This is a genomic window from Brevundimonas sp. SL130 (assembly GCF_026625805.1).
In the GTDB taxonomy this organism is placed as follows: domain Bacteria; phylum Pseudomonadota; class Alphaproteobacteria; order Caulobacterales; family Caulobacteraceae; genus Brevundimonas.
Genome location: NZ_CP113064.1, coordinates 2,319,251 through 2,338,327 on the forward strand (window position 1 = coordinate 2,319,251; position 19,077 = coordinate 2,338,327).

The following is a 19,077-nucleotide window of genomic DNA, read 5'->3' on the forward strand; positions in this document are numbered from 1 at the left end:
CTAGTCTCCGAGAGCGGCGGCGTAGGCCTCTGGCTTGAACCCCACGAGGCGGCGGTCGCCCAAATCCAGCACCGGCCGTTTGATCATCGACGGCTGGGCCAGCATCAGGGCGATGGCCTTGTCACGGTCCAGGTCAGTCTTGTCCGCGTCGGCCAGCTTCTTGAACGTCGTGCCGGCGCGGTTCAGCACCGTCTCCCAGCCATGCTCATCAATCCAACGCCCCAGAGCGCCCGCGTCGGCGCCCGCCTTCTTGTAGTCATGAAAGACGTAGTCGACGCCCTGCTGCTCCAGCCAGACACGCGCCTTTTTGACGGTGTCGCAATTGGGAATGCCATACAGAACGACAGCCATCGGAGATCCATGCTGAGGAGGAGATTTCAGCCGCCTAGATAATCATCCTGATCGGTCCTGAAAGACATTTTTCATCGGAAGAGCCGTAAGACGCGTCAGACGCTGACATACGGTTCCCAAATGACGATCTCCGTCCCGACGGCTCGCCTTCGGGCCTTGATCCAGACGCGGGCGGCGCGCTCCGCCCTGGCCATGTTGGCGACGATGACGGCGATGGTCGCGGTCTTGTTGCTGGTGGTCTGGGCCAATCTCTCCACGCTCAACTCAGCCGATGAGTCCGTCAGGCACACGGCGATGGTGGAACGTGCAGCGGCCAATCTTTTGACGGCGGCTCTTGATCAGGAAACGGGCGTCAGAGGCTATGTAGAGAGCGGCGGCGACGGAAATTTCCTACCGCCCTACATCAAAGGCCAGCAGAAATTTTCTGACGAGCTTCAGACCTTGTCCCGGCTGACGTTGGGCAATCCCTCCCAGAAGGCTCAGCTCGACGGCGTGCGGACGGCGATGGAAACCTGGCGAACGGTCTACGCCGAACCTCGACTGTCGAGCTTGAGCGACAAGGGCGCCGACCCCGTCCTGGCGATCGAGGGACAAGTCGCGATGGACGAGCTTCGCCGCCGGCTGGAAGCCCTTCGTGCACAAGAGGCCGCCATGACGCTTGAACGCGAGGGCGCGCGCAATCTTGCCTATGCGACCGCCCGGGTCACAATCGTCGCTGTCGGTATGGCCGCACTCGGCTTCGGCGCCGGCATGGGCCTTTGGGCCGTTCGCACCACCGACCGACGCGAACGCGAGGTTCTGGCCTTCGCCAAGTCCAAGACGCGAATGCTGGCCATTGTCAGCCACGAGATTCGCACCCCGCTGAACGGCATGCTGGGCATGTTGCAGGTCATGGCCGGCGAGCCGATGGATCCCGCGCAGAAGCAGAGGCTGGAGGTTGCTCTGGAGTCTGGTGAAACCCTGACGTCCCTTCTCAACGACCTCCTGGACGCCTCGAAGATCGAAGCCGGCAGACTGGAACTCGTAGAGGCGGACTTCGACCTGGCGCGGTTGCTGGATCGCATGAAGGCCGCTTTCGGCGAAGTCGCCCACAAGAAGGGGGTCGCTTTGAGGATCGAAGTGACGCCGGACGCCGCCGGCGACTGGATCGGCGACAAGGTTCGGATAGGGCAGATCCTGGCCAATCTGATTTCCAACGCCGTCAAGTTCACCGCACGTGGCGAGGTCCTCGTCGCCGTCTCAGCCTCGGGAGCGGGCGGGCTTCGCGTTGATGTGCGCGACAGCGGCATCGGGATGGACGAGACTGCGGTCGGGCGACTGTTCGCCCCCTATGTCCAGGCCAGCGCCGAAACCTCTCACACCCACGGCGGCACGGGGCTTGGCCTTTCCATTTCCCGGTCGCTGGCCCGTATGATGGGGGGCGACATCACCGTGGAGAGCACGGCCGGACAGGGCTCCTGTTTCACGGTCCAGCTGCCGCTTGAGCGCGGTCGAGCCTCCACCTCCGAAGCGGATAGCGCGCCCAGCCTCGCCGGACTCCGGGTGCTGGCCGCCGACGATAATGCGGTTAACCGCAAGGTTCTGGCCACCATCCTGCCGAACCTCGGCATGGAGGTCACGGTTGTGGAGGACGGCGACCAGGCCGTCGCCGCATGGCGTGACGACTCCTACGATATGGTCCTGCTGGACCTTCGCATGCCGGTCTGCGACGGCTTCGAGGCCACGCGCAGGATCCGCGCGGAAGAGGCTGACGGACGCCGCACCCCGCTGATCCTACTCTCCGGCGATGTTTCGGCGTCGGTTCGCGACCAAGGACGCGAAGCGGGCCTCGACGGCTTCGTGGCCAAACCGCTGGACGTCCATGCCCTGATCGAGGCGATGAGCGCCGCCCTGCCCCCGGCCCGCCCCCTCGCGGCCTGATCAGAAGCGTTTTGTAAGGCCCAGGCTGAACACGCGCCCGCGTGGATCCGCCACCACCGGGTCATAGCCAAAGGCATACTGCGCCAGCGGCGGCGCCTTGTCGGCCAGATTGACGACGCCCAGCGCCAGTTCAAGATCGGCGCCGAAGGCGCGGCTGTACAGAAGGTCAATCGTCGTCTGGCTGGCGATGGTCGTGTCCGTGACGCCGCTGCGGTCATTGTCATAGCCGGCGGTATAATGGACCAGCCCGGTCACCGAATGGACGCCGCCGCTCCACCCCAGGACGAACTCCCCGCGATTGCGCGGCAGCGACCGGCCGATGTTGTTCAGATTGGTCGAACCGACGCCGGACACTTCCGCCGCGCCGTCATTCAGGCGGATGTCGTAGCGATCCACATAGGTCCAGGTCGCCGACGCCGTCGCCTGACCGCCCCAAAGCCCATGACCATAGCGGGCCGAGACATCCACGCCCTGGGTCTCCACCGACGACGCATTGATGAAATACAGCTGGACAAAGGTCAGGGCGCCGCTGGCCGAACGCGTCAGTCGCGACTGGGCGTCCGTGCCCGTCAGGCCGGCCGCAGTATCAGCCGCCGCCTGGTTGATGATCGCCTGAGCCGATTCCTTGACGACCTGATCGGTGTAGTCGAACCGCCAGGCGTCCACGCCCAGTTCGAGGCCCTGAACGGGCCGCCATTGCACCCCGAAGGTCAGGCTCTCGGACTTCTCGGGCTTCAGGTCCGCGTCGCCCGAGGTCAGGGTGTTGACGAAGACATAGGCGCCGCGATCAAACACCGACGGCTGTGACGCCTGGGCCCCGGACTGCGCATAGACCGACGGCGCGCGGAAGCCCTGCCCCCACGACGCCCGCAGCGCGACGGTTTCGAGCACATCCCAACGCACAGCGGCCTTCGGACTGAACCGCCCCTCGCCGTCATAGGACTCGTATCGTCCGGCCAGTTGCGCCTCGATCCGATCGCCCAGATGGAGGCGTCCTTCGGCATAGGCGGCCAGGGTCTGCTGATCGCCGGCGAAATCGGGCGAATAGCCCGCCGTCAGCAGATCACCGGCGTTCACCAGATCGCTCCAGTCATGGCGGAAGGCGCTGCGCCGGTACTGGACGCCGAGCGCGACATCGACCGAGCCGCCGGACCAGTCGAACGCCTGACCGCTGGTGGACGCGTCTGCGGTCGTCAGGCTGGCGGAACCGCGCAGGCCCGCGGAGCCGATCAGACTGTCGATCAGTTCGTCGCTGTTCGCCGTGCCTGTGCCCAGATAGGCGCTGCCGAACGGATTATAATACTGGCAGGCGCCGACCCCGGGCGTGCCGGTGGCGGCGTCGCAGCCCGCGCCGCCCAGGCCGTTCAGCGCATTCTGCAATGCGCTTCCGATCACATCGGGCTTGTCATAGGCGACATGCTGACGGCTGGCGGTGGCGGCGAGGCTCCAGCTCCAGCCATTGGCGAAACCACCCTCCAGCCCCGCGGCCAGACGCCAGGTCTCATAGTCGAACTCCGCCTTCGACGCCCCGGCCTCTGCGCCCAACAGCCGCCCCCGGAACAACACGTTCTCGCCGAACGGATTGTCTGGATGGGACGCCGGCACAGTGATCGACTGCGCCAGGATCGGCAGGGACGGCGTCTGTCGCGCGACGGTCCCGGTCGATGACCAGGCCGCCTGCAACGACAGGGTCATGTCGCCGATGGGGCGGCGATAGTCGGCGAACACCTGCGTCCGCGTCTCTTCCGGCGTCAGGTCGAAAAAGTCAGAATAGTCGAGACGGCAGAACGCATCGCTCGCACTGTTGCGATAGGCGGCGTCGAAGGCGGGGTTGTCGCAGTCGGGGTCCGGCGCATAGGCGTTGGCGCTCGGCCGATAATAGGATCCCGGCTGCCCATAGCTGGTCACGGCGGTCCAGGACGCGCGGTCGTAGCCTTCGGCCTGGGTGAAGTCGCGTTCGTCCGTGCTCAGGGCCGATCTGTGAAAGTACGAGGCCGCCAGGGTCAGGTCGCCGCCCAGCAGCCCGAACCCGCCGATGGCCTGGACCACGCTCTCTTCCGACCCGTCGGCGACCGCATATTTGGCGCTGATCTCGGGTCGGGCCACATCATGCCGCGTGATGAAATTGACCACGCCGGCCACGGCGTCGGAGCCATAGACGGCGGATGCGCCGTCCTTGACCACCTCGACCCGCTGCAAGGCGATCATGGGAACGAGCGAGTTGATGTCGACGAAGGCCGAACCGTCGGTGGCCACCACGGCGCTGGACGTCCAGCGCTGACCGTCGACCAGCACCAGGGTCGAGCCCAGGCCGAGATTGCGCAGGTTGAACTGGGCCGTGCCCGAACTCTGGGGTTGGTTCAGTTGGTCCACCTGCGCCTCGGAGCCCGAGTTTGCGGTGACCAGCCGGACCAGTTGCGAGGCGTCGGCGATCCCGGCGGCGGCGATGGCCTCACGCCCGACGGTCTCGACCGGCGCGATCCGGTCCCCGCCCGCGATCCGCGAACCGGTGACGACGATATCGTCGATCTGAGCCTGAGTCTGTGCCTGTGCCTGCGCCACGGCGGCCAGCCAGGCGAGCGACGCCGTCGCCATCAGGATTGAACGCTTCGCCATCTCGATACTCCCCGCGATTGGTGGCGGGCTTTTATCAGCGTTGCGGTTTTGCGAAAGCCAATTTTTACAACTTCGCAAATTCAACCGACAGATTGACATGCGGGTGTCGCTGCGAGACGGTTACATAAAATAACCAACCCAGGGGCCGCCCATGAAACTCTTCGCCCACCCCTTCTCCTCCTACTGCCAGAAGGCGCTGACCGCGCTTTATGAGACTGAGACGCCATTCGAGTATCTTCACCTGGAGTCACCGGGCGTGATGGCCGAAATGACAGCGCTTTGGCCGATGAAGCGGTTCCCGATCCTGACCGACGGCGAAACCACCATCGTCGAGGCGACCAGCATCGTCGAATATGTCGATGCGCGGCACGGCGAAGGCCGGTTGATCCCCCGCGATCCCCTCGCCGCCGTCGAGGTGCGGATGATGGACCGGGTGTTCGATAACTACATCAACACGCCCCAGCAGAAGTTCATCTTCGACACCCTGCGCCCCGAAGCCGACCGCGATCCCTATGGCGTCGAGGAGGCGCGAAAAATACTCGACACCGCCTATGCCTGGCTGGACCAACGGCTGGCCGGCAGGGAATGGGCGACCGATCACGGCTTCACCCTGGCCGACTGCGCGGCGGCGCCCGCCCTGTTCTACGCCGACTGGACCCACCCCATTCCCGAACGCTTCGAAGCGCTGAGGGCCTATCGCGCGCGACTGTTGGCCCGGCCTTCCTTCGCGCGTTGCGTCGATGAGGCGCGGCAGTATCGCCACTATTTCCCGCTAGGCGCGCCCGACCGGGACTGATCGCGCCTGAGACGTCTCGCGCCATTGATCCTGCGATGTAACCGGTTACGGTGCGGCAAAATAGAAACGGCTCAGGGAAGCGGGAAGCATGGCGGACGTCCGTCTGGTCGGCGTGAAGAAGGCGTTCGGCGCCGTTGAGGTGCTGAAGGGCGTCGATCTGGAGATCGCCGACGGCGAGTTCGTGGTCTTTGTCGGCCCCTCGGGCTGCGGCAAGTCCACCCTGCTGCGCACCATCGCCGGCCTGGAAGAGGCGACGACGGGCCAGGTCTCCATCGGCGGCCGCGTGGTCAACGACCTGTCGCCGTCTGACCGAGGCATCGCCATGGTGTTCCAGTCCTACGCCCTCTATCCGCACATGACGGCCTATGAAAACATGGCCTTCGGCCTGAAACTGGCCAAGACAGATAAGGCCGAGATTGATCGCCGCGTCCGCGCCGCCGCCGAAGCCCTCAGCATCACCGACTATCTGGACCGCAAGCCCAAGGCCATGTCCGGCGGCCAGCGTCAGCGGGTCGCCATCGGCCGGGCCATCGTGCGCGAACCGGAGGTGTTTCTGTTCGACGAACCTCTCTCCAATCTGGACGCCGCCCTTCGGGTCCGGATGCGCTACGAGTTCGCGCGGCTGCACGCCGAGTTGAAGACCACCATGATCTACGTCACCCACGACCAGGTCGAGGCCATGACCCTGGCCGACCGGATCGTGGTGCTGAACGGCGGTCAGATCGAACAGGTCGGGGCGCCCATGGACCTGTATCAGCGTCCCGCCAATCTGTTCGTCGCCAGTTTCATCGGCAGCCCGCGGATGAACCTGTTGGCCGCCGAAGTGGTGAAGGGCTCGTCTACAGGCGCGACGATACGCACGACGGCCGGCGAGACCCTGCACGTGGCGGCCGACGCGGCCTCCGCCAGGCCGGGCGACGCCGTCACCCTGGGCGTCCGGCCCGAACACCTGACCCTGCCGACCAGCGAAACCGCCCCTGAAGGCGACACCCTGACCGCCGAGGTTCTATTCGTCGAAACCCTGGGCGCCGCGACCATGGTCCATCTCAAACATCCGGCGTCCGAAGACACCCTGACGGTCCAGCTGTCGGGCGAAGTCCCGGCCAGGCCGGGCGCCGCCATGCGCCTGTGCGTCCCGCCGGACCGAGCCCATCTGTTCGATGCAAACGGTCGCGCCTTTACAAGGGCTTAGCCGCGCTTCTCGTCTCCACCGATGAAGGCGCCGGCGATCCAGCTGACGACGCCGGTGACAATGGCCGCCCCGACTCCCGCCCACAGACCCTGGACAGCGAAGCCGTCCAGAAAGACGGCCGTCAGACCGATCATCGCCGCATTCACCACCAGCAGGAACAGGCCCAGAGTCACAACCGTGATCGGGAAGGTCAGCACGACCATGATCGGGCGCACCACGGCGTTGATCAGCCCCAGGATGACGGCGGCCGCGATCAGTGAACCGGTGCTGGTGAAGCCGACGCCCGGCACGACCTGGGCGGCGAGCCAAAGACCAACCATGGTGACGACGGCCTGGATGATGAAACGGATCATGGTGTCCTCAAGCGAATATGAAGCGTCACCTTAACGCCTGATGTCGAGTAAGGCTCCCCCTCGCCGTCCGGCGCTGCTAACCAGTCCGCAGATCAAGATCGCGACATACAGACGGAGACGGCCATGAGCCTTCACGGCGCCTACGACCCCGACAACATCTTCGCCAAGATTCTGCGCGGCGAGATTCCTTCGGTGAAGGTGTGGGAAGACGACCACGTCCTGGCCTTCATGGACGTCTTCCCCCAGTCAGAGGGCCATGTCCTGGTGATCGCCAAACAGTCGCAGGCTCGGACCCTGCTGGAGATTGAACCCGAGGTTCTGGCCCGTCTGACCGCCGCCCTGCAACGCACGGCCAAGGCCGTCGCGAAGGCCCTGAAACCTGACGGGATCTCGGTCATGCAGTTCAACGGCGAAGCGGGCGGTCAGACCGTCTTCCACCTGCATTTCCACATCATCCCCCGCTGGGCCGATCGGCCGATGAAGGGGCATGGGCACGCGCCGATGGCCGAGGCCGCCGTCCTGAAGCCCCTCGCTCAGCAGATCGCAGCGGAACTGGACTGAATTCACGCCTGCGCCATCTTGCACCCGCTACGATCCGTCCGCATAAGGCCTGCTGTCTCGAGGACGGCGCCGGTTTAGCTCAGTTGGTAGAGCGCCAGTTTTGTAAACTGGATGTCGCGGGTTCGATTCCTGCAACCGGCACCATTCCCCAGGCCGCCGTCTCGCGACGCGGCCCTACTCCCGGCATACAGGCCTGGCCCGACCCGCGCCCCCTCCCCCGCGCCCCCTCCAACGGGCGTAGCCGACCGTCTGGCCCATCTCTTCGCCTCCCCCCGCCCAGCACCCGCCCACCCGCGCCGGTCGGCCGTATTCGTCTAGATGTTGACGTTGGTCATCGTGCCAGAGGCCGTGGTGCGGGCCATGATCGAGCCCTGTCGGCCCACCAATTTCTAGCCGGATCGCCGCTCGACGATGCGGCCACGAGTCTCGCTGGGCGCTCCAGCGCCTGCTGGAAATGACTCGCCGTCACGTCACCGGCGAAGTCGCCCGAATGGGCATGATCGCACGGCCCAAGAAGGCCTGAACAGCCCCCTCCACAAGCCATGTCGAACGCGAGCAGGCGCGTCCTTCAAACAGCAATTCCCCAGCAACAACTACGTACTTTTACCGCATTCCAGTAAGGTTATTGCTTAAAAGAATGCGGCGAAGAAACATACGCACGACACTTCGACACAACGAGTCGTCGATTCGCAGATGAACAAAACCAACAATGATACAACTCGTTGTAAAAACAACGATACAGACATCGGGGCTGGCCAATGCACACTAAGAAACGCTTACTGCTGCTATCCGTAACACTCCTTACATTTTCTTCTCCTGCAATGGCGCAGATCACACCTGCCGCCGGTCAGGCTCTCGCAGCCGGTGCAGATGCGGCGGAGCGTTCTCGTCCGGCGACCATGTCGTCCGACGCTAGCCAGCCCAATCAAGAAGCGACCGCGCCCGCCAACAAGGAATCCTTCTCCACCGGGGTGGCGAAGGCGCGCGACCAACTCGACAGTGCGACGTCGACCAGCATGTTGGACAGCGAAACCATCAGCAATTTCGGGCTGCGCGACGTTCCAAACATGCTCCGCTTGATCCCCGGCGTTCGCACCGAAGCGAGTTCGGGCGAAGGATATGCGAATGTGACGATTCGCGGCCTGCCGCTGTCGGCGAACGGCGCAAAATATGTCCAGTTTCAAGAAGATGGCCTGCCCGTCTTTGAATTCGGCGATATCGGCTGGGCGAGCAGCGACGAGTTCTTGAGGTCTGATCTCAATCTCGCCGGCGTGCAGGCGATCCGCGGCGGCTCGGCCTCTACATTCGCGTCCAACTCGCCGGGCGGCGTGATCAACCTGATTTCGAAGACCGGCGTCGCAGAGGGCGGCGCGATCGCCACGACGATCGGTCTCGACTTCGAACGCTATCGCCTGGACTTCGACTACGGCGGCAGGCTGTCAGACACTTTGCGGATGCACATCGGCGGCTTTTATCGCCAAGGCGACGGTCCGCGCGCGATAGGCCTCGACGGTGAACGCGGCGGCCAGGTCAAGCTGAACATCACCAAGGAATTCACCGGCGGCTACATCCGCTTTTACGGAAAATATCTGGACGACCGCACCCCGGCCTACAGTGTCGCGCCGATCGCCATCACCGGCAGCAACGCCAATCCGAAATATCGCGCCGTCGCCGGCTTCGATCCGACGCACGACACGTTGATGTCAAAATATGTGACCGGCTTGCTGACGCTTGACGGCAACAATCAGCTGGCGAGCTATGATCTGACCGACGGCCAGCACCCGGTGGTCAAGTCGGTCGGCTTCGAGACGCAGTTTGATCTCGCCGGATGGACCATCACCAACCGCACCCGCTATTCCGACATTTCCGGCGGTTTTCGTAGCGCCGAGCAGGTCGTGATCAACACGGCGACGGCGGTCGCCACGCAATATGGCGGCGCGGGCGCGACGTTGAGCTACGCCAATGGCCCCAATGCCGGTCAGGTTATCGCCAATCCCGCGACGCTCAATGGCAATGGACTGCTGGTGCCGATCAATTTTGGCAATCTGGATTTCCACAGCCTCAATAATTTCACCAATGACGTGCGCGCCAGCCGGACCTTTGCCATGGGCAAGACCGAACTCACGCTGACCGGAGGCTTCTACAAATCGCGCCAGGACATCGACGTCGACTACCTCTTCGGGTCCGTCCTGTCCGAAGTCAAAAGCGACGGTGAGGCGGCCTTGATCAACCTGACGAGAGCCAACGGGACGGCGGTTACGCAGAACGGCTACTACTCGTACGGGCCGGGGTTCGGCTCGGTCCGCCTTGGCCATTTGAGCATGAAGTCCACCTATGATGTCGCCGCGCCCTATGCCTCCGCCAACATAAAGCTCGGAAAGCTCTCGGTGGGCGGCAGCCTTCGCTACGACTTCTTCGACGCCGAGGGGAGCTATCGCCGCGCGACCGGCTATTCGTCGCTCGACGTGAACGGCGACGGGATAGTGTCGTCTGCGGAAACGCGGGTTTCGCAGTTCGATCTGACGACATCGTCCCCCCTCGATTATTCGACCGAGTATCTCTCCTATTCGATGAGCGCGAACTATCGCTTTTCGCAAAGCCTGTCCGGCTTCTTGCGCTACAGCCGGGGCGGTCGGGCGAATGCTGAACGCCTCATCCGCAACAGCTTCGTCGACCTGACGAGCGGCGAATTGATCGACAGCAGCGCCGCCGTCGATACCGTCAAACAGCTCGAAGGCGGCGTAAAATACCGCAACAATGGGGTGACGCTGCAAATCACGGGCTTCTCCGCCGAGGCCGACGACACCAACGGGTTCCGCGGTACGCCGTTCACCCGCACCTATGAGACCAAGGGCTTCGAATTTGAGGGCGAGTTCCAGCGCGGGCCGTTCCGGCTCAACACCGGCGCAACCTATACCGACGCCGAGATTTCCGCTGACAATCTGACTCCGTCGAACGTCGGGCGTAAGCCCGGCCGCCAACCGGACTGGATTTTCCAGGCGACGCCGCAGATCACCACGAAGAACTTCAGCGTGGGCGCCGCCTTCATCGGAACGACCGGCAGCTTCACCGATCCGTCCAACCAACTGCGTCAGCCGGGCTACATTACGACAGACGCTTTCGCGCGGTATAATCTTACCGACTATATCACCGTGTCGGTCAATGCGAACAATCTGTTCGACGTGCTCGCGATCACTGAGGTGAACGATACGACGATCCCCGCCTCCGGCGTCGGATTGGCGCGCGTGCTGAACCCTCGCGCAATCTCCGCGACCTTGAGCTACGCGTTCTAAAGCGCTCCGCCCGCCTGCGACGCCTCAGCGTCGCAGGCGGGCGTCCGGCTCACCTCGGGCGACGGGTCAAACCATCGCAATGGATTATCGAAACTGGCCCTGCGGCCAATCAAACGGCCCCGCTGCGAGGCGCAAGCCCTTGGTGCTGGCCGTTGGCGGGCTGGCCGTTACGTCTGAAACAGGCTCAAATCCGGTGAGAGCGGCGGCTGGTGACGCGCCCCCCCCCGGTCGATCAGCCGGCGCCCCCCCGGTCGTTCCTCTTCGTGGCGCGGTACGCCTTCTGAAGCGCGCCGAGCCGGCGGCGTTCGACCGCCTTCGCCGCCCGCTCCTGTTCGTGCTGGGCCGCAGCCGCTTCGAGCGTCAATTTCTGGTAGTGCGCCCACCGGGCGGGATCGAGCGCTCCGCTCTGCACGGCGGCTTTTACGGCGCAGCCCGGCTCGTTGGCGTGACCGCAGTTGCTGAACCGGCAGGCCTGGAGAAGAGTTTCGACATCTTCGAATACGGCGCTCACGCCCTCTTCGGCGTCGATCAGCCCAACCTCGCGAATACCCGGCGTGTCCAGCATCAATCGACCGCCGGGAAGCAGGATGAGCTCGCGGTGGCTGGTGGTGTGCCGGCCCTGATCGTCGGTCTCGCGGATCGCCTGGGTGGCCATCCGGTCTTCGTTCAGGAAGGCGTTCACCAGGGTGGACTTGCCGACGCCGGACGAGCCGATCAGCACGCAGGTCTCTCCCCTCCCCACCTGGGCGAGCAAGGCGTCGAGACCCACGCCTTGGCGGGCCGACACCATCAGGACGGGACAACCCGGTTCCGATGCGACGATGCGCGCGACCTGGCCTTGCGGATCGTCGCACAGGTCCGATTTCGTCAGCACCAGGACAGGTCGGGCCCCGCTCTCCCAGGCCGCCGCCAGATAGCGCTGGATCCGGCGCAGGTTGAGATCACCGTTCAAGGATGTGACGATAAACGCCACATCGACGTTTGCGGCCAGAATCTGCAGTTTCCGCGTGCTGTCGGCCGCCCTGCGGACGAACGCCGTGCGGCGCGGCAAGACGGCGTGAATCGTGGCCGCCCGCTCCTGTGCGCTCAGCGAAAGGGCGACCCAGTCCCCGACCGCAGGATGCCCGTTTTCGCCCGCCTCATGACGCAGCCGGCCCGAAACCTTCGCGCGTATGTCTCCGTCGTCTGTCGCAACGACGTAGCCGTCCCGCTGGTGGAGGATGATGCGTCCCGGCGCGCGGCCTTCACGCTCATAGGGCGCGAAGGCCTCCGCCAGAGACTCAGACCATCCATAGTGTTCGATCAAATCAAGGGATCCCTGCTGGCTGCGACGACATCGTCCTGCCGTCGCCTTGAAACCCTTTAGCAGGCGTCTCAGCACTCGAGGGCGCCCACACCCTATCACTTCCTCGGCCCAGCCTACGACGTCCGAATTATCGCACTGCGAGCGTCCGACATCCGTCCCGGGGCAACGCATGACCACTGCAACGAGGGAGGATCACAGCACCGTCTGACATCCCCTTCACACCGGTAGGGCCGTTTCTGATTTCACGCACGACAGCGCAAAGTGCGAACTGGCGGTGGCGACAGCCTCATGGCGTAACAGGACGCGCATCAGGAACCGCTCGTAGTCGGCGATGTCGGCGGCGACGACACGCAGAAGATAGTCCCAGTCGCCGGACATGGAATAGCAATCCAGGATGTTCGGCTGCTGTCGCACGAACCGCTCGAAGGCGGCGCCCAGTGATTCCTCATGCGACTTCAGCCGGACATGGCAAATCACGTCGACGGGACAGCCGACCTGGTTGCGATCAACCAGTCGCACGGAGCGCCCCAGCACGCCCGCCGCCTCCAGGGACCGTACGCGCCGCCAGCATGAGGCTGCTGAACTGTGAACCCGCTCGGCCAACTCCGTCTGGGAGACAGTCGCATCCGACTGCAGCACCCGGAGAATGCGCCGACCGAGATCATCGAGTTGAAATTTTTGTTTCACTATTTGCCAATATCAGAAAGCGGAACACAGGGAAATCGCCATTTAATGGCTATTTGAACGCCTGAAATCGCGCCGAACCGATACAAACCTCTTCATGTTTGATATCGCAACGCTTCCGCCCCGGCCCGCCGACCCCCTTCTCGCGCTGATCGGCTCTTTCCGCTCTGATCCCCGCGTCAAAAAGATCGACCTCGGCGTGGGCGTCTATCGCAATTGCGAGGGACGAACGCCGGTCATGGCGGCGGTCAAGGCGGCCGAGCGACTGCTGGTCGACCGCCAGTCCAGCAAGGCCTATCTCGGCCCGGAAGGCGATCTGGGCTTCGTCACGGCGATCGCCGACCTGATCTTCACCAGCGCGGATGGACTCGCCCATCGCCGAGGCGTTCAGACCCCCGGCGGAGCGGGGGCGCTGCGGCTTGCAGCGGAGCTCCTGGCGGAAAGCGGGGTTGGCCGCATCCATGCGGCGGCCCCGACCTGGCCGAACCACGCGGCGGTGTTCCAGGCCGCCGGTCTGACGCTGGAGACGACCTCCGTCTTCGACCTGAAGGCGCAGACCCTGAACGGAGAAGCCTGGATCGCAGCGCTGGAAACGGCGCCCGAGGGCGACGCCGTCCTTTTGCACGGCTGCTGTCACAACCCGACCGGCCTGGATCTGTCGCCGGCCCTGTGGGCGGCGACCACCGAGGTGATTGCACGACGCAATCTGCTGCCGGTGATCGACCTGGCTTATCTGGGGCTGGGAAAGGACCTGGACGCCGACGGCGCCGGCATGCGTCTTCTGCTGCGTCAGATTCCCTATGCCTTGATCGCCGTCTCCTGCGACAAGAATTTCGGCCTTTACCGCGAACGAACCGGCGCCCTGTTCGTCCAGGCGCCCACCGCGACCCGCTCCGCATCCTTGATGACCAATCTTTGCGCCCTGGCGCGCGCCAACTGGTCCATGCCGCCAGACCACGGCGCCGCCATCGTCCGCACCATTCTCGAGGACCCTGCGCTCAAGAAAAATTGGAAGACTGAACTCCAGGCGATGCAGACGCGAATCGCCGGTGTTCGCAGCGCCCTCGCCGCAACCAGCCCTCAGCTGTCAGGGCTGCGCGAAGGACGCGGCATGTTCGCCAATCTGGCCGTCTCGTCCGAACAGGTGCAACGCCTGAAGACCGAGCACGCCGTCTATATGGCCGGGTCCGGGCGCATCAATCTGGCCGGACTGTCAGACAGCAGCCTGCCGATCTTCGCCGATGCTCTGCGGGCTGTGTCGTGACCGCCGAAGCCGCCCTGGCGCGGGGGCCAGAGTCGCGTATTCTGACTCGGCTCTGGCGCGCCCCCTATCTGCTGCTGTCCTGCGCCGCCTTTTTATGGGCCAGCAACTTCGTCGTGGGGCGGTTGATGTCGTCGGGCCTGCCGCCGGTCAGCCTGGGCTTCTGGCGCTGGGCCCTGGCGGCTCCTCTGGTTCTGCCCCTGGCCTGGCCGCACCTGAAACGCGACTGGCCCGCGCTGCGCAAGGGCTGGCCCCTACTGCTGGTTCTGGCGACGACGGGGCTCGCCGGCAGCAATCTGCTGGCCTATGTCGGCCTGACCACGGTCCCGGCCACCACAGCCCTGCTGGTGCAGTCGGCCCTGCCGGTCGCCATACTTCTGTTCGGGCTGATCGTCTTCCGCGAGCGCCCGACCGGACGTCAGATCGGCGCGACCGTCCTGTCCATTTTCGGGGTCGGCGCGATTGTCGGCCTGGCCGGTGTCGGCGCCGCTACGCCGTGGCTAGGCCTGGCCTGCGTCGTCGGGGCGATGATCTCCCAGTCGCTGTACGCCACCCTGTTGCGTCTGCGTCCCAGGGTCCACGCCACGAGCTTTCTGTTTGTCACCGTCGCTCTGGCGGCCCTGGTGACGGCGCCGCTGCAACTGGTCTGGGGCGCGCCTCTGCCGCTGGAGCATCCACAGGCCCTGGCGGGCGTCGTCTTTGTGGCCGTGGGGCCGTCGATCGCGGCCTTCTTCCTGTTCAATCGCGGCGTCGAACTGATCGGCGCGGCGCGCGCCTCGATCTTCTTCTACCTGATGCCGGTGTTCGGCAGTCTGCTGGCGGTTCCCTTCCTGGGCGAACGTCTGGGTCTTGGACCGATGGTCGGCTTCGCCCTGATCGGCGCGGGCTTCCTGCTGGTCCTGACCGGACGTCAGCCGCAGAGAACCCAAAAGACCTAACGCGGCAAGGTCGAGGTGAAGGCCCTCACAGCGTGAAGGCCCTCACCGCCTCATTGAACCGCGTCAGAGCGTCGTCGCCGTCCTAGACGCCATGCGGCCAAGGACGCCGCTCCGCCAACGACCGAACCGTTCCGATCGCACCCGTCGCTGACCAAATAAACCCGCCTCCCTCAGGAGGGGTCAAAAGCGCTTAAATCCAGGGAGGGCGGTGGCTGGGGAACTAGGACTCGAACCTAGAATGACGGTACCAAAAACCGGAGTGTTACCATTACACCATTCCCCAGCAGGTCCGGCGACCGCTGCGCTCTCGCGCGGCGGAGGCGGTCAGATAGGCCAAACCGTTTTCGGATGCAACACCCTCTTTCAGGACTATTTTCGTCGCGCGCCAAGCCCCCTGCAAAGAAGGTCGAAATGGGTGCTTGCGGGGTCGGAAACCCATGGCTATAAGCCGCGTCCTCACTTCGGGGCGACGCCGCCAGGCCAGCCCCCACGGTCGGAGTGTGGCTCAGCCTGGTAGAGCACTGCGTTCGGGACGCAGGGGTCGGAGGTTCGAATCCTCTCACTCCGACCATCTTCTCTTTTTGCAAAATCCAATAATCATCACCCTCGGGCCCGCCCCGAGGATGACGAAGCCTATGTGCGTGTGTCGTCGTTCGCCGCCGTCTCGCGCGCCAGACGCGCCACCTCGTTCAGATGCGCCCCCACCGCCTCGATCGGCCGCCGCCCCAGGGCCCCGCGCCGCGCCAGCAGGTCGGGCGAGCCGGCGTCGTAATCCGCCATCAGGGCCCGCACGAAGCCCCCGCCCTGCACCTCGGCCAGCACCTGGTCCATGACGGCGCGCGAGGCGGCGTTGATGATGCGCGGCCCGGTCAGATAGGCCCCGTATTCGGCCGTATTGGAGATCTTGGCGAAGGCGCCGGCTATGCCGCGCTCATACATCAGGTCCGTGACCAGCTTGGCCTCATAGAAACACTCGAACCAGGCCACCTCCGGCGGATAGCCGGCCTCGACCAGTTTCATGAAGGCCGAATCGATCAGCTCGGCGATCCCGCCGCACAGCACCACCTGTTCCCCGAACAGATCGCTCTCGCACTCGTCCCTCATCGTCGTCTCGAGGATGCCCTTGCGCCCGCACCCCAGGGCGGCCGCATAGGACAGGCCCAGGGCGTGGGCGCCGCCCGTGGCGTCCTGATGCACCCCGAACAGGCAGAAGACCCCCTCCCCGGCCTCGTACAGGTCACGGATGCGCGGTCCGATCCCCTTGGGCGAGGCCAGGATGACGTCCAGGTCGGCGCGGGGCTCCACCAGGCCGAACCGCACCGACAGGCCGTGGGCGAAGACCAGGGCGGCCCCCGGCCGCACATTCGGCGCCAGCTCGTCGCGCCACAGGTCGCGGTGGGCCTCGTCCGAGGTCATGACCGCGATCACATCCGCCCCCGCCGCCGCCTCGCCCGCCGTCATCACCGCGAATCCGTCGGCCTGGGCGCGTTCCCGCGTCTTCGACCCGACTTTCAGACCCACGACGATGTCGGTCACGCCCGAATCGCGCAGATTCAGCGCATGGGTCCGCCCCTGGCTGCCGTAGCCGATCATGGCCACGCGCTTGCTTCGGATGATAGAAAGGTCGCAGTCGCGGTCATGAAAGACGGGAAGCGGATTGGATAGGATCTGGCTCATGACCGCCTTCATAGCCCCATCCGACGTCGTCGCCTTCTGGAAAGCGGCCGGTCCCGAAAACGGGTTCGACAAGCACGAGGCCTTCGACGCGGCGTTTCACGCGGAGAGGTGACGCCGCCTCACTCACCTCCCCGTCGGCGAAGGCCGGCGGGGAGGACAGGCGGGAGCGTCAGCGAACGCCAGGAGGGGGCGACTCGGCGCCAGACGCTGGCAAGGGGCATGCCCACCGCCGGAGCAGCAGCCCCTCCCCCGCTTGCGGGGGAGGTGGCCCGGCGTCCGCGCAGCGGACCAGGGTCGGAGGGGGAAGTCTTGCTCGAACTAGAAGACTTCCCCCATCGTCAGGCGTGTCGCTTCGCGCCACGACCTGACACTTCCCCCGCAAGCGGGGGAAGGTCTGTGATGGTCGATCACATGGCCCAGCGCGCACAATGACGCTGGTCCGTTCCTAAAGATTTCAATGCTCTAAAAGAATCTCGCCCCGACTTCCGCGCCATAGAAGCCGGCGCCCATATGCTCTCTTCATCCCCGCCGATGGGGAGGGCGTCGGATCCAGCGCCCTGACGGCGGCGGGGCTGTGGTCGAGCGATGAAGCCGGTGGGGAGGAGACCGCCGGGGTCCTTAGGGGCGGCGATGGATGCCGCCTCCTGCTCGCCGCACGCTTAGGAAAGCGGACCGCTGTCGATTTTCAATCGGCATGTCCGCCCCGGCGAAGCCGTCGCAAGGCGGCCCGCCGATCCGGCAAGGCTCGAAGGCTAGGGCCGCCAGCCGGAGCGCGTGTGGAAAACGACCGCGTGGGACGACGACTGCGCCGAAACGGTACTTAAAACTCCAAACCCCGGGTGCAGACCCGGCGTCCCACGCCCTCCCCAAACTTCGCTGGTCGCCCGCGAAGACAGAGCCAATTCACCACACCCCAAACCCCAAACCCCACGCCCCGGAAGGAACCCCCAATGCGCCCTCGCCGTCCGTCCAGCGCCCGCCATGACGACGCCTTCGTCTATACGCTGCAGCGATACCGGCTCGAGCTGATCGCCGCCGGAGAAGCCGAACCCCTGACCGAGCGCGAAGGCCTGTTCCTGCGGCAGGTCAAGGCCAATCGCCGTCCGGCCTATGCCGACTATATCGTCCCCGGCCCGCTTCTCCGGGCCGAGACCGGCGCCCTCAGACGGGCGCGGGAGGCGCGGGAGGCGTGCGCCCGCTCGACCGACGCTCCCGAACCTGAAGACCTCAGCCCGGCTTTCTGAAGCGATAGACGAATTGATCGGTCTTGCCGCGAATGGCCGCGTCGAAGACGTTCAGGCTGTGGTCGTCGGCCGGATTGGCCACGGCCGCGCTCTCGCCCTCGAAGACGAAGCCCGCCGCCTCGACCTCGCGCTTCAGATAGTCGCCCTCGATCCGGTGCAGGGTCTGGACCGCCGAGATCCCGGTCCCCGCCGCCGCCTGGTGGTCGATCAGGATATAGCGGCCGCCAGGCTTCAGGGCCGCGAACACCGCCGCGTTCATCTTGGCCACATCGGTGTTGAAACCGGGGATGTGGAAGTCGTGATATTCCTGGCTCATGAAGACCATGTCCAGCGGCTGGTCATAGGTCATGGCGTCCAGCAGGCCGTTGACCCGCGTCACATTGGGATAGGCGCCGACCAGGGCGTCGGCCATCGGGTTCTCGCGCGCCATGGTCCGCTCGGGCACGAAGGCGTAGACTCGGCCGTTCGGCCCGACCACATCCGAGAACAGCCGGGTGAAATAGCCGGCGCCGGGGCGCACATCGGCCACCTTGTCGCCCGGCGCCAGCTGGGCGAAGGCCAGGATCTCGGCCGGATGACGCAGGGGATCGCGCGCGACCTCTTCCGCCGGCCGCTTCGGATCGGCGACCGCATCCGTATAGAGCGAGACATAGGCCGGGGCGCCCAGATCGGCCGACGCCTCCTGGACGACGATCCGTTCGCCGCCGTCGGACGCGATGGTCAGGCATCCCGACAGTCCCGCCGCCAGGGCCAGAACCGCCGCACTCGCCGCCCATCGTCTGATCATCGCCGTCTCCCCGATTTTGATGGGATAGGCTCGTATTTCGTCGATCCGCGCAAGCCGGTATCAGTTTGGAAACGATCCGAAGCCTCACGCGATTTGCG

General features: G+C 65.0%; 15 protein-coding genes, 3 tRNA genes and 1 pseudogene. 10 read left to right on the plus strand and 9 right to left on the minus strand.

Annotation, left to right across the window (positions count from 1 at the left end):
* Positions 1-351: an ArsC family reductase gene (locus OU998_RS11340; protein WP_267513615.1), complete on the minus strand. Its 351-nt coding sequence runs from the start codon at positions 349-351 to the stop codon at positions 1-3.
* Between the two features lie 120 nt (positions 352-471).
* Between OU998_RS11340 and OU998_RS11345 the strand changes: the two genes are divergently transcribed.
* Complete coding sequence (locus OU998_RS11345; RefSeq protein WP_267513617.1) at positions 472-2,271, plus strand: ATP-binding protein; 1,800 nt, start codon at positions 472-474, stop codon at positions 2,269-2,271.
* Here OU998_RS11345 and OU998_RS11350 read toward each other — a convergent pair whose 3' ends face one another.
* Complete coding sequence (locus tag OU998_RS11350; protein WP_267513618.1) at positions 2,272-4,887, minus strand: TonB-dependent receptor domain-containing protein; 2,616 nt, start codon at positions 4,885-4,887, stop codon at positions 2,272-2,274. It abuts the gene before it with no gap.
* A gap of 151 nt (positions 4,888-5,038) precedes the next feature.
* Between OU998_RS11350 and OU998_RS11355 the strand changes: the two genes are divergently transcribed.
* On the plus strand, positions 5,039-5,683 hold the full coding sequence (locus OU998_RS11355) for a glutathione S-transferase family protein (RefSeq protein ID WP_267513619.1): 645 nt from the start codon (positions 5,039-5,041) through the stop codon (positions 5,681-5,683).
* 88 nt (positions 5,684-5,771) lie between these two features.
* Complete coding sequence (locus OU998_RS11360; RefSeq protein WP_267513621.1) at positions 5,772-6,875, plus strand: ABC transporter ATP-binding protein; 1,104 nt, start codon at positions 5,772-5,774, stop codon at positions 6,873-6,875.
* Here the strand turns inward: OU998_RS11360 and OU998_RS11365 are convergent.
* On the minus strand, positions 6,872-7,228 hold the full coding sequence (locus tag OU998_RS11365) for a phage holin family protein (RefSeq protein WP_267513623.1): 357 nt from the start codon (positions 7,226-7,228) through the stop codon (positions 6,872-6,874). The two genes, OU998_RS11360 and OU998_RS11365, sit on opposite strands and share 4 nt — an antisense overlap.
* A gap of 123 nt (positions 7,229-7,351) precedes the next feature.
* Between OU998_RS11365 and OU998_RS11370 the strand changes: the two genes are divergently transcribed.
* The 3 genes from OU998_RS11370 to OU998_RS11380 all read left to right on the plus strand — a co-directional run bounded on the left by OU998_RS11370 (position 7,352) and on the right by OU998_RS11380 (position 11,082).
* Positions 7,352-7,789 carry an HIT family protein gene (locus OU998_RS11370; RefSeq protein WP_267513625.1) on the plus strand — a complete coding sequence of 146 codons (438 nt, stop codon included), beginning with the start codon at positions 7,352-7,354 and terminating at the stop codon, positions 7,787-7,789.
* Positions 7,790-7,857: 68 nt separating this feature from the next.
* Positions 7,858-7,933: transfer RNA gene (locus OU998_RS11375), tRNA-Thr, on the plus strand.
* A gap of 614 nt (positions 7,934-8,547) precedes the next feature.
* Entirely contained in the window at positions 8,548-11,082 is a 2,535-nt protein-coding gene (locus OU998_RS11380) for a TonB-dependent receptor domain-containing protein (protein ID WP_267513627.1), read from the plus strand.
* A gap of 232 nt (positions 11,083-11,314) precedes the next feature.
* Here OU998_RS11380 and rsgA read toward each other — a convergent pair whose 3' ends face one another.
* From rsgA to OU998_RS11395, 3 genes and pseudogenes are all read right to left on the minus strand, one after another.
* Positions 11,315-12,388 carry a ribosome small subunit-dependent GTPase A gene (rsgA, locus tag OU998_RS11385; protein WP_267513628.1) on the minus strand — a complete coding sequence of 358 codons (1,074 nt, stop codon included), beginning with the start codon at positions 12,386-12,388 and terminating at the stop codon, positions 11,315-11,317.
* Positions 12,389-12,604: 216 nt separating this feature from the next.
* Positions 12,605-12,922, minus strand: a complete 318-nt coding sequence (locus tag OU998_RS11390; protein ID WP_267516785.1) for an Lrp/AsnC family transcriptional regulator — start codon at positions 12,920-12,922, stop codon at positions 12,605-12,607.
* Between the two features lie 9 nt (positions 12,923-12,931).
* A pseudogene (locus tag OU998_RS11395) lies at positions 12,932-13,075 on the minus strand (AsnC family transcriptional regulator); the annotation flags it as partial.
* A 94-nt stretch (positions 13,076-13,169) separates the two neighbouring features.
* Here OU998_RS11395 and OU998_RS11400 point away from each other — a divergent pair.
* Positions 13,170-14,336, plus strand: a complete 1,167-nt coding sequence (locus tag OU998_RS11400; RefSeq protein WP_267513630.1) for an aromatic amino acid transaminase — start codon at positions 13,170-13,172, stop codon at positions 14,334-14,336.
* The gene (locus OU998_RS11405; protein WP_267513632.1) at positions 14,333-15,271 is read left to right on the plus strand and encodes a DMT family transporter; all 939 of its coding nucleotides are present in this window, start codon (positions 14,333-14,335) and stop codon (positions 15,269-15,271) included. The genes OU998_RS11400 and OU998_RS11405 overlap by 4 nt, the downstream gene beginning before the upstream one ends.
* Positions 15,272-15,480: 209 nt before the next feature.
* Here OU998_RS11405 and OU998_RS11410 read toward each other — a convergent pair.
* Positions 15,481-15,554 (minus strand) — tRNA-Gln (locus OU998_RS11410).
* 211 nt (positions 15,555-15,765) lie between these two features.
* On the opposite strand from OU998_RS11410, the gene OU998_RS11415 reads away from it, so the two are divergent.
* Positions 15,766-15,842 (plus strand) — tRNA-Pro (locus OU998_RS11415).
* A 62-nt stretch (positions 15,843-15,904) separates the two neighbouring features.
* On the opposite strand, the gene ilvC is transcribed toward OU998_RS11415, so the two are convergent.
* The gene (ilvC, locus tag OU998_RS11420; protein ID WP_267513633.1) at positions 15,905-16,948 is read right to left on the minus strand and encodes a ketol-acid reductoisomerase; all 1,044 of its coding nucleotides are present in this window, start codon (positions 16,946-16,948) and stop codon (positions 15,905-15,907) included.
* 950 nt (positions 16,949-17,898) lie between these two features.
* On the opposite strand from ilvC, the gene OU998_RS11425 reads away from it, so the two are divergent.
* Positions 17,899-18,192, plus strand: a complete 294-nt coding sequence (locus tag OU998_RS11425) for a hypothetical protein (RefSeq protein ID WP_267513635.1) — start codon at positions 17,899-17,901, stop codon at positions 18,190-18,192.
* On the opposite strand, the gene OU998_RS11430 is transcribed toward OU998_RS11425, so the two are convergent.
* A complete protein-coding gene (locus tag OU998_RS11430) occupies positions 18,176-18,979 on the minus strand; it encodes a class I SAM-dependent methyltransferase (RefSeq protein ID WP_267513637.1) in 804 nt (267 codons plus the stop codon). The two genes, OU998_RS11425 and OU998_RS11430, sit on opposite strands and share 17 nt — an antisense overlap.
* Between the last annotated feature and the right edge of the window lie 98 nt (positions 18,980-19,077).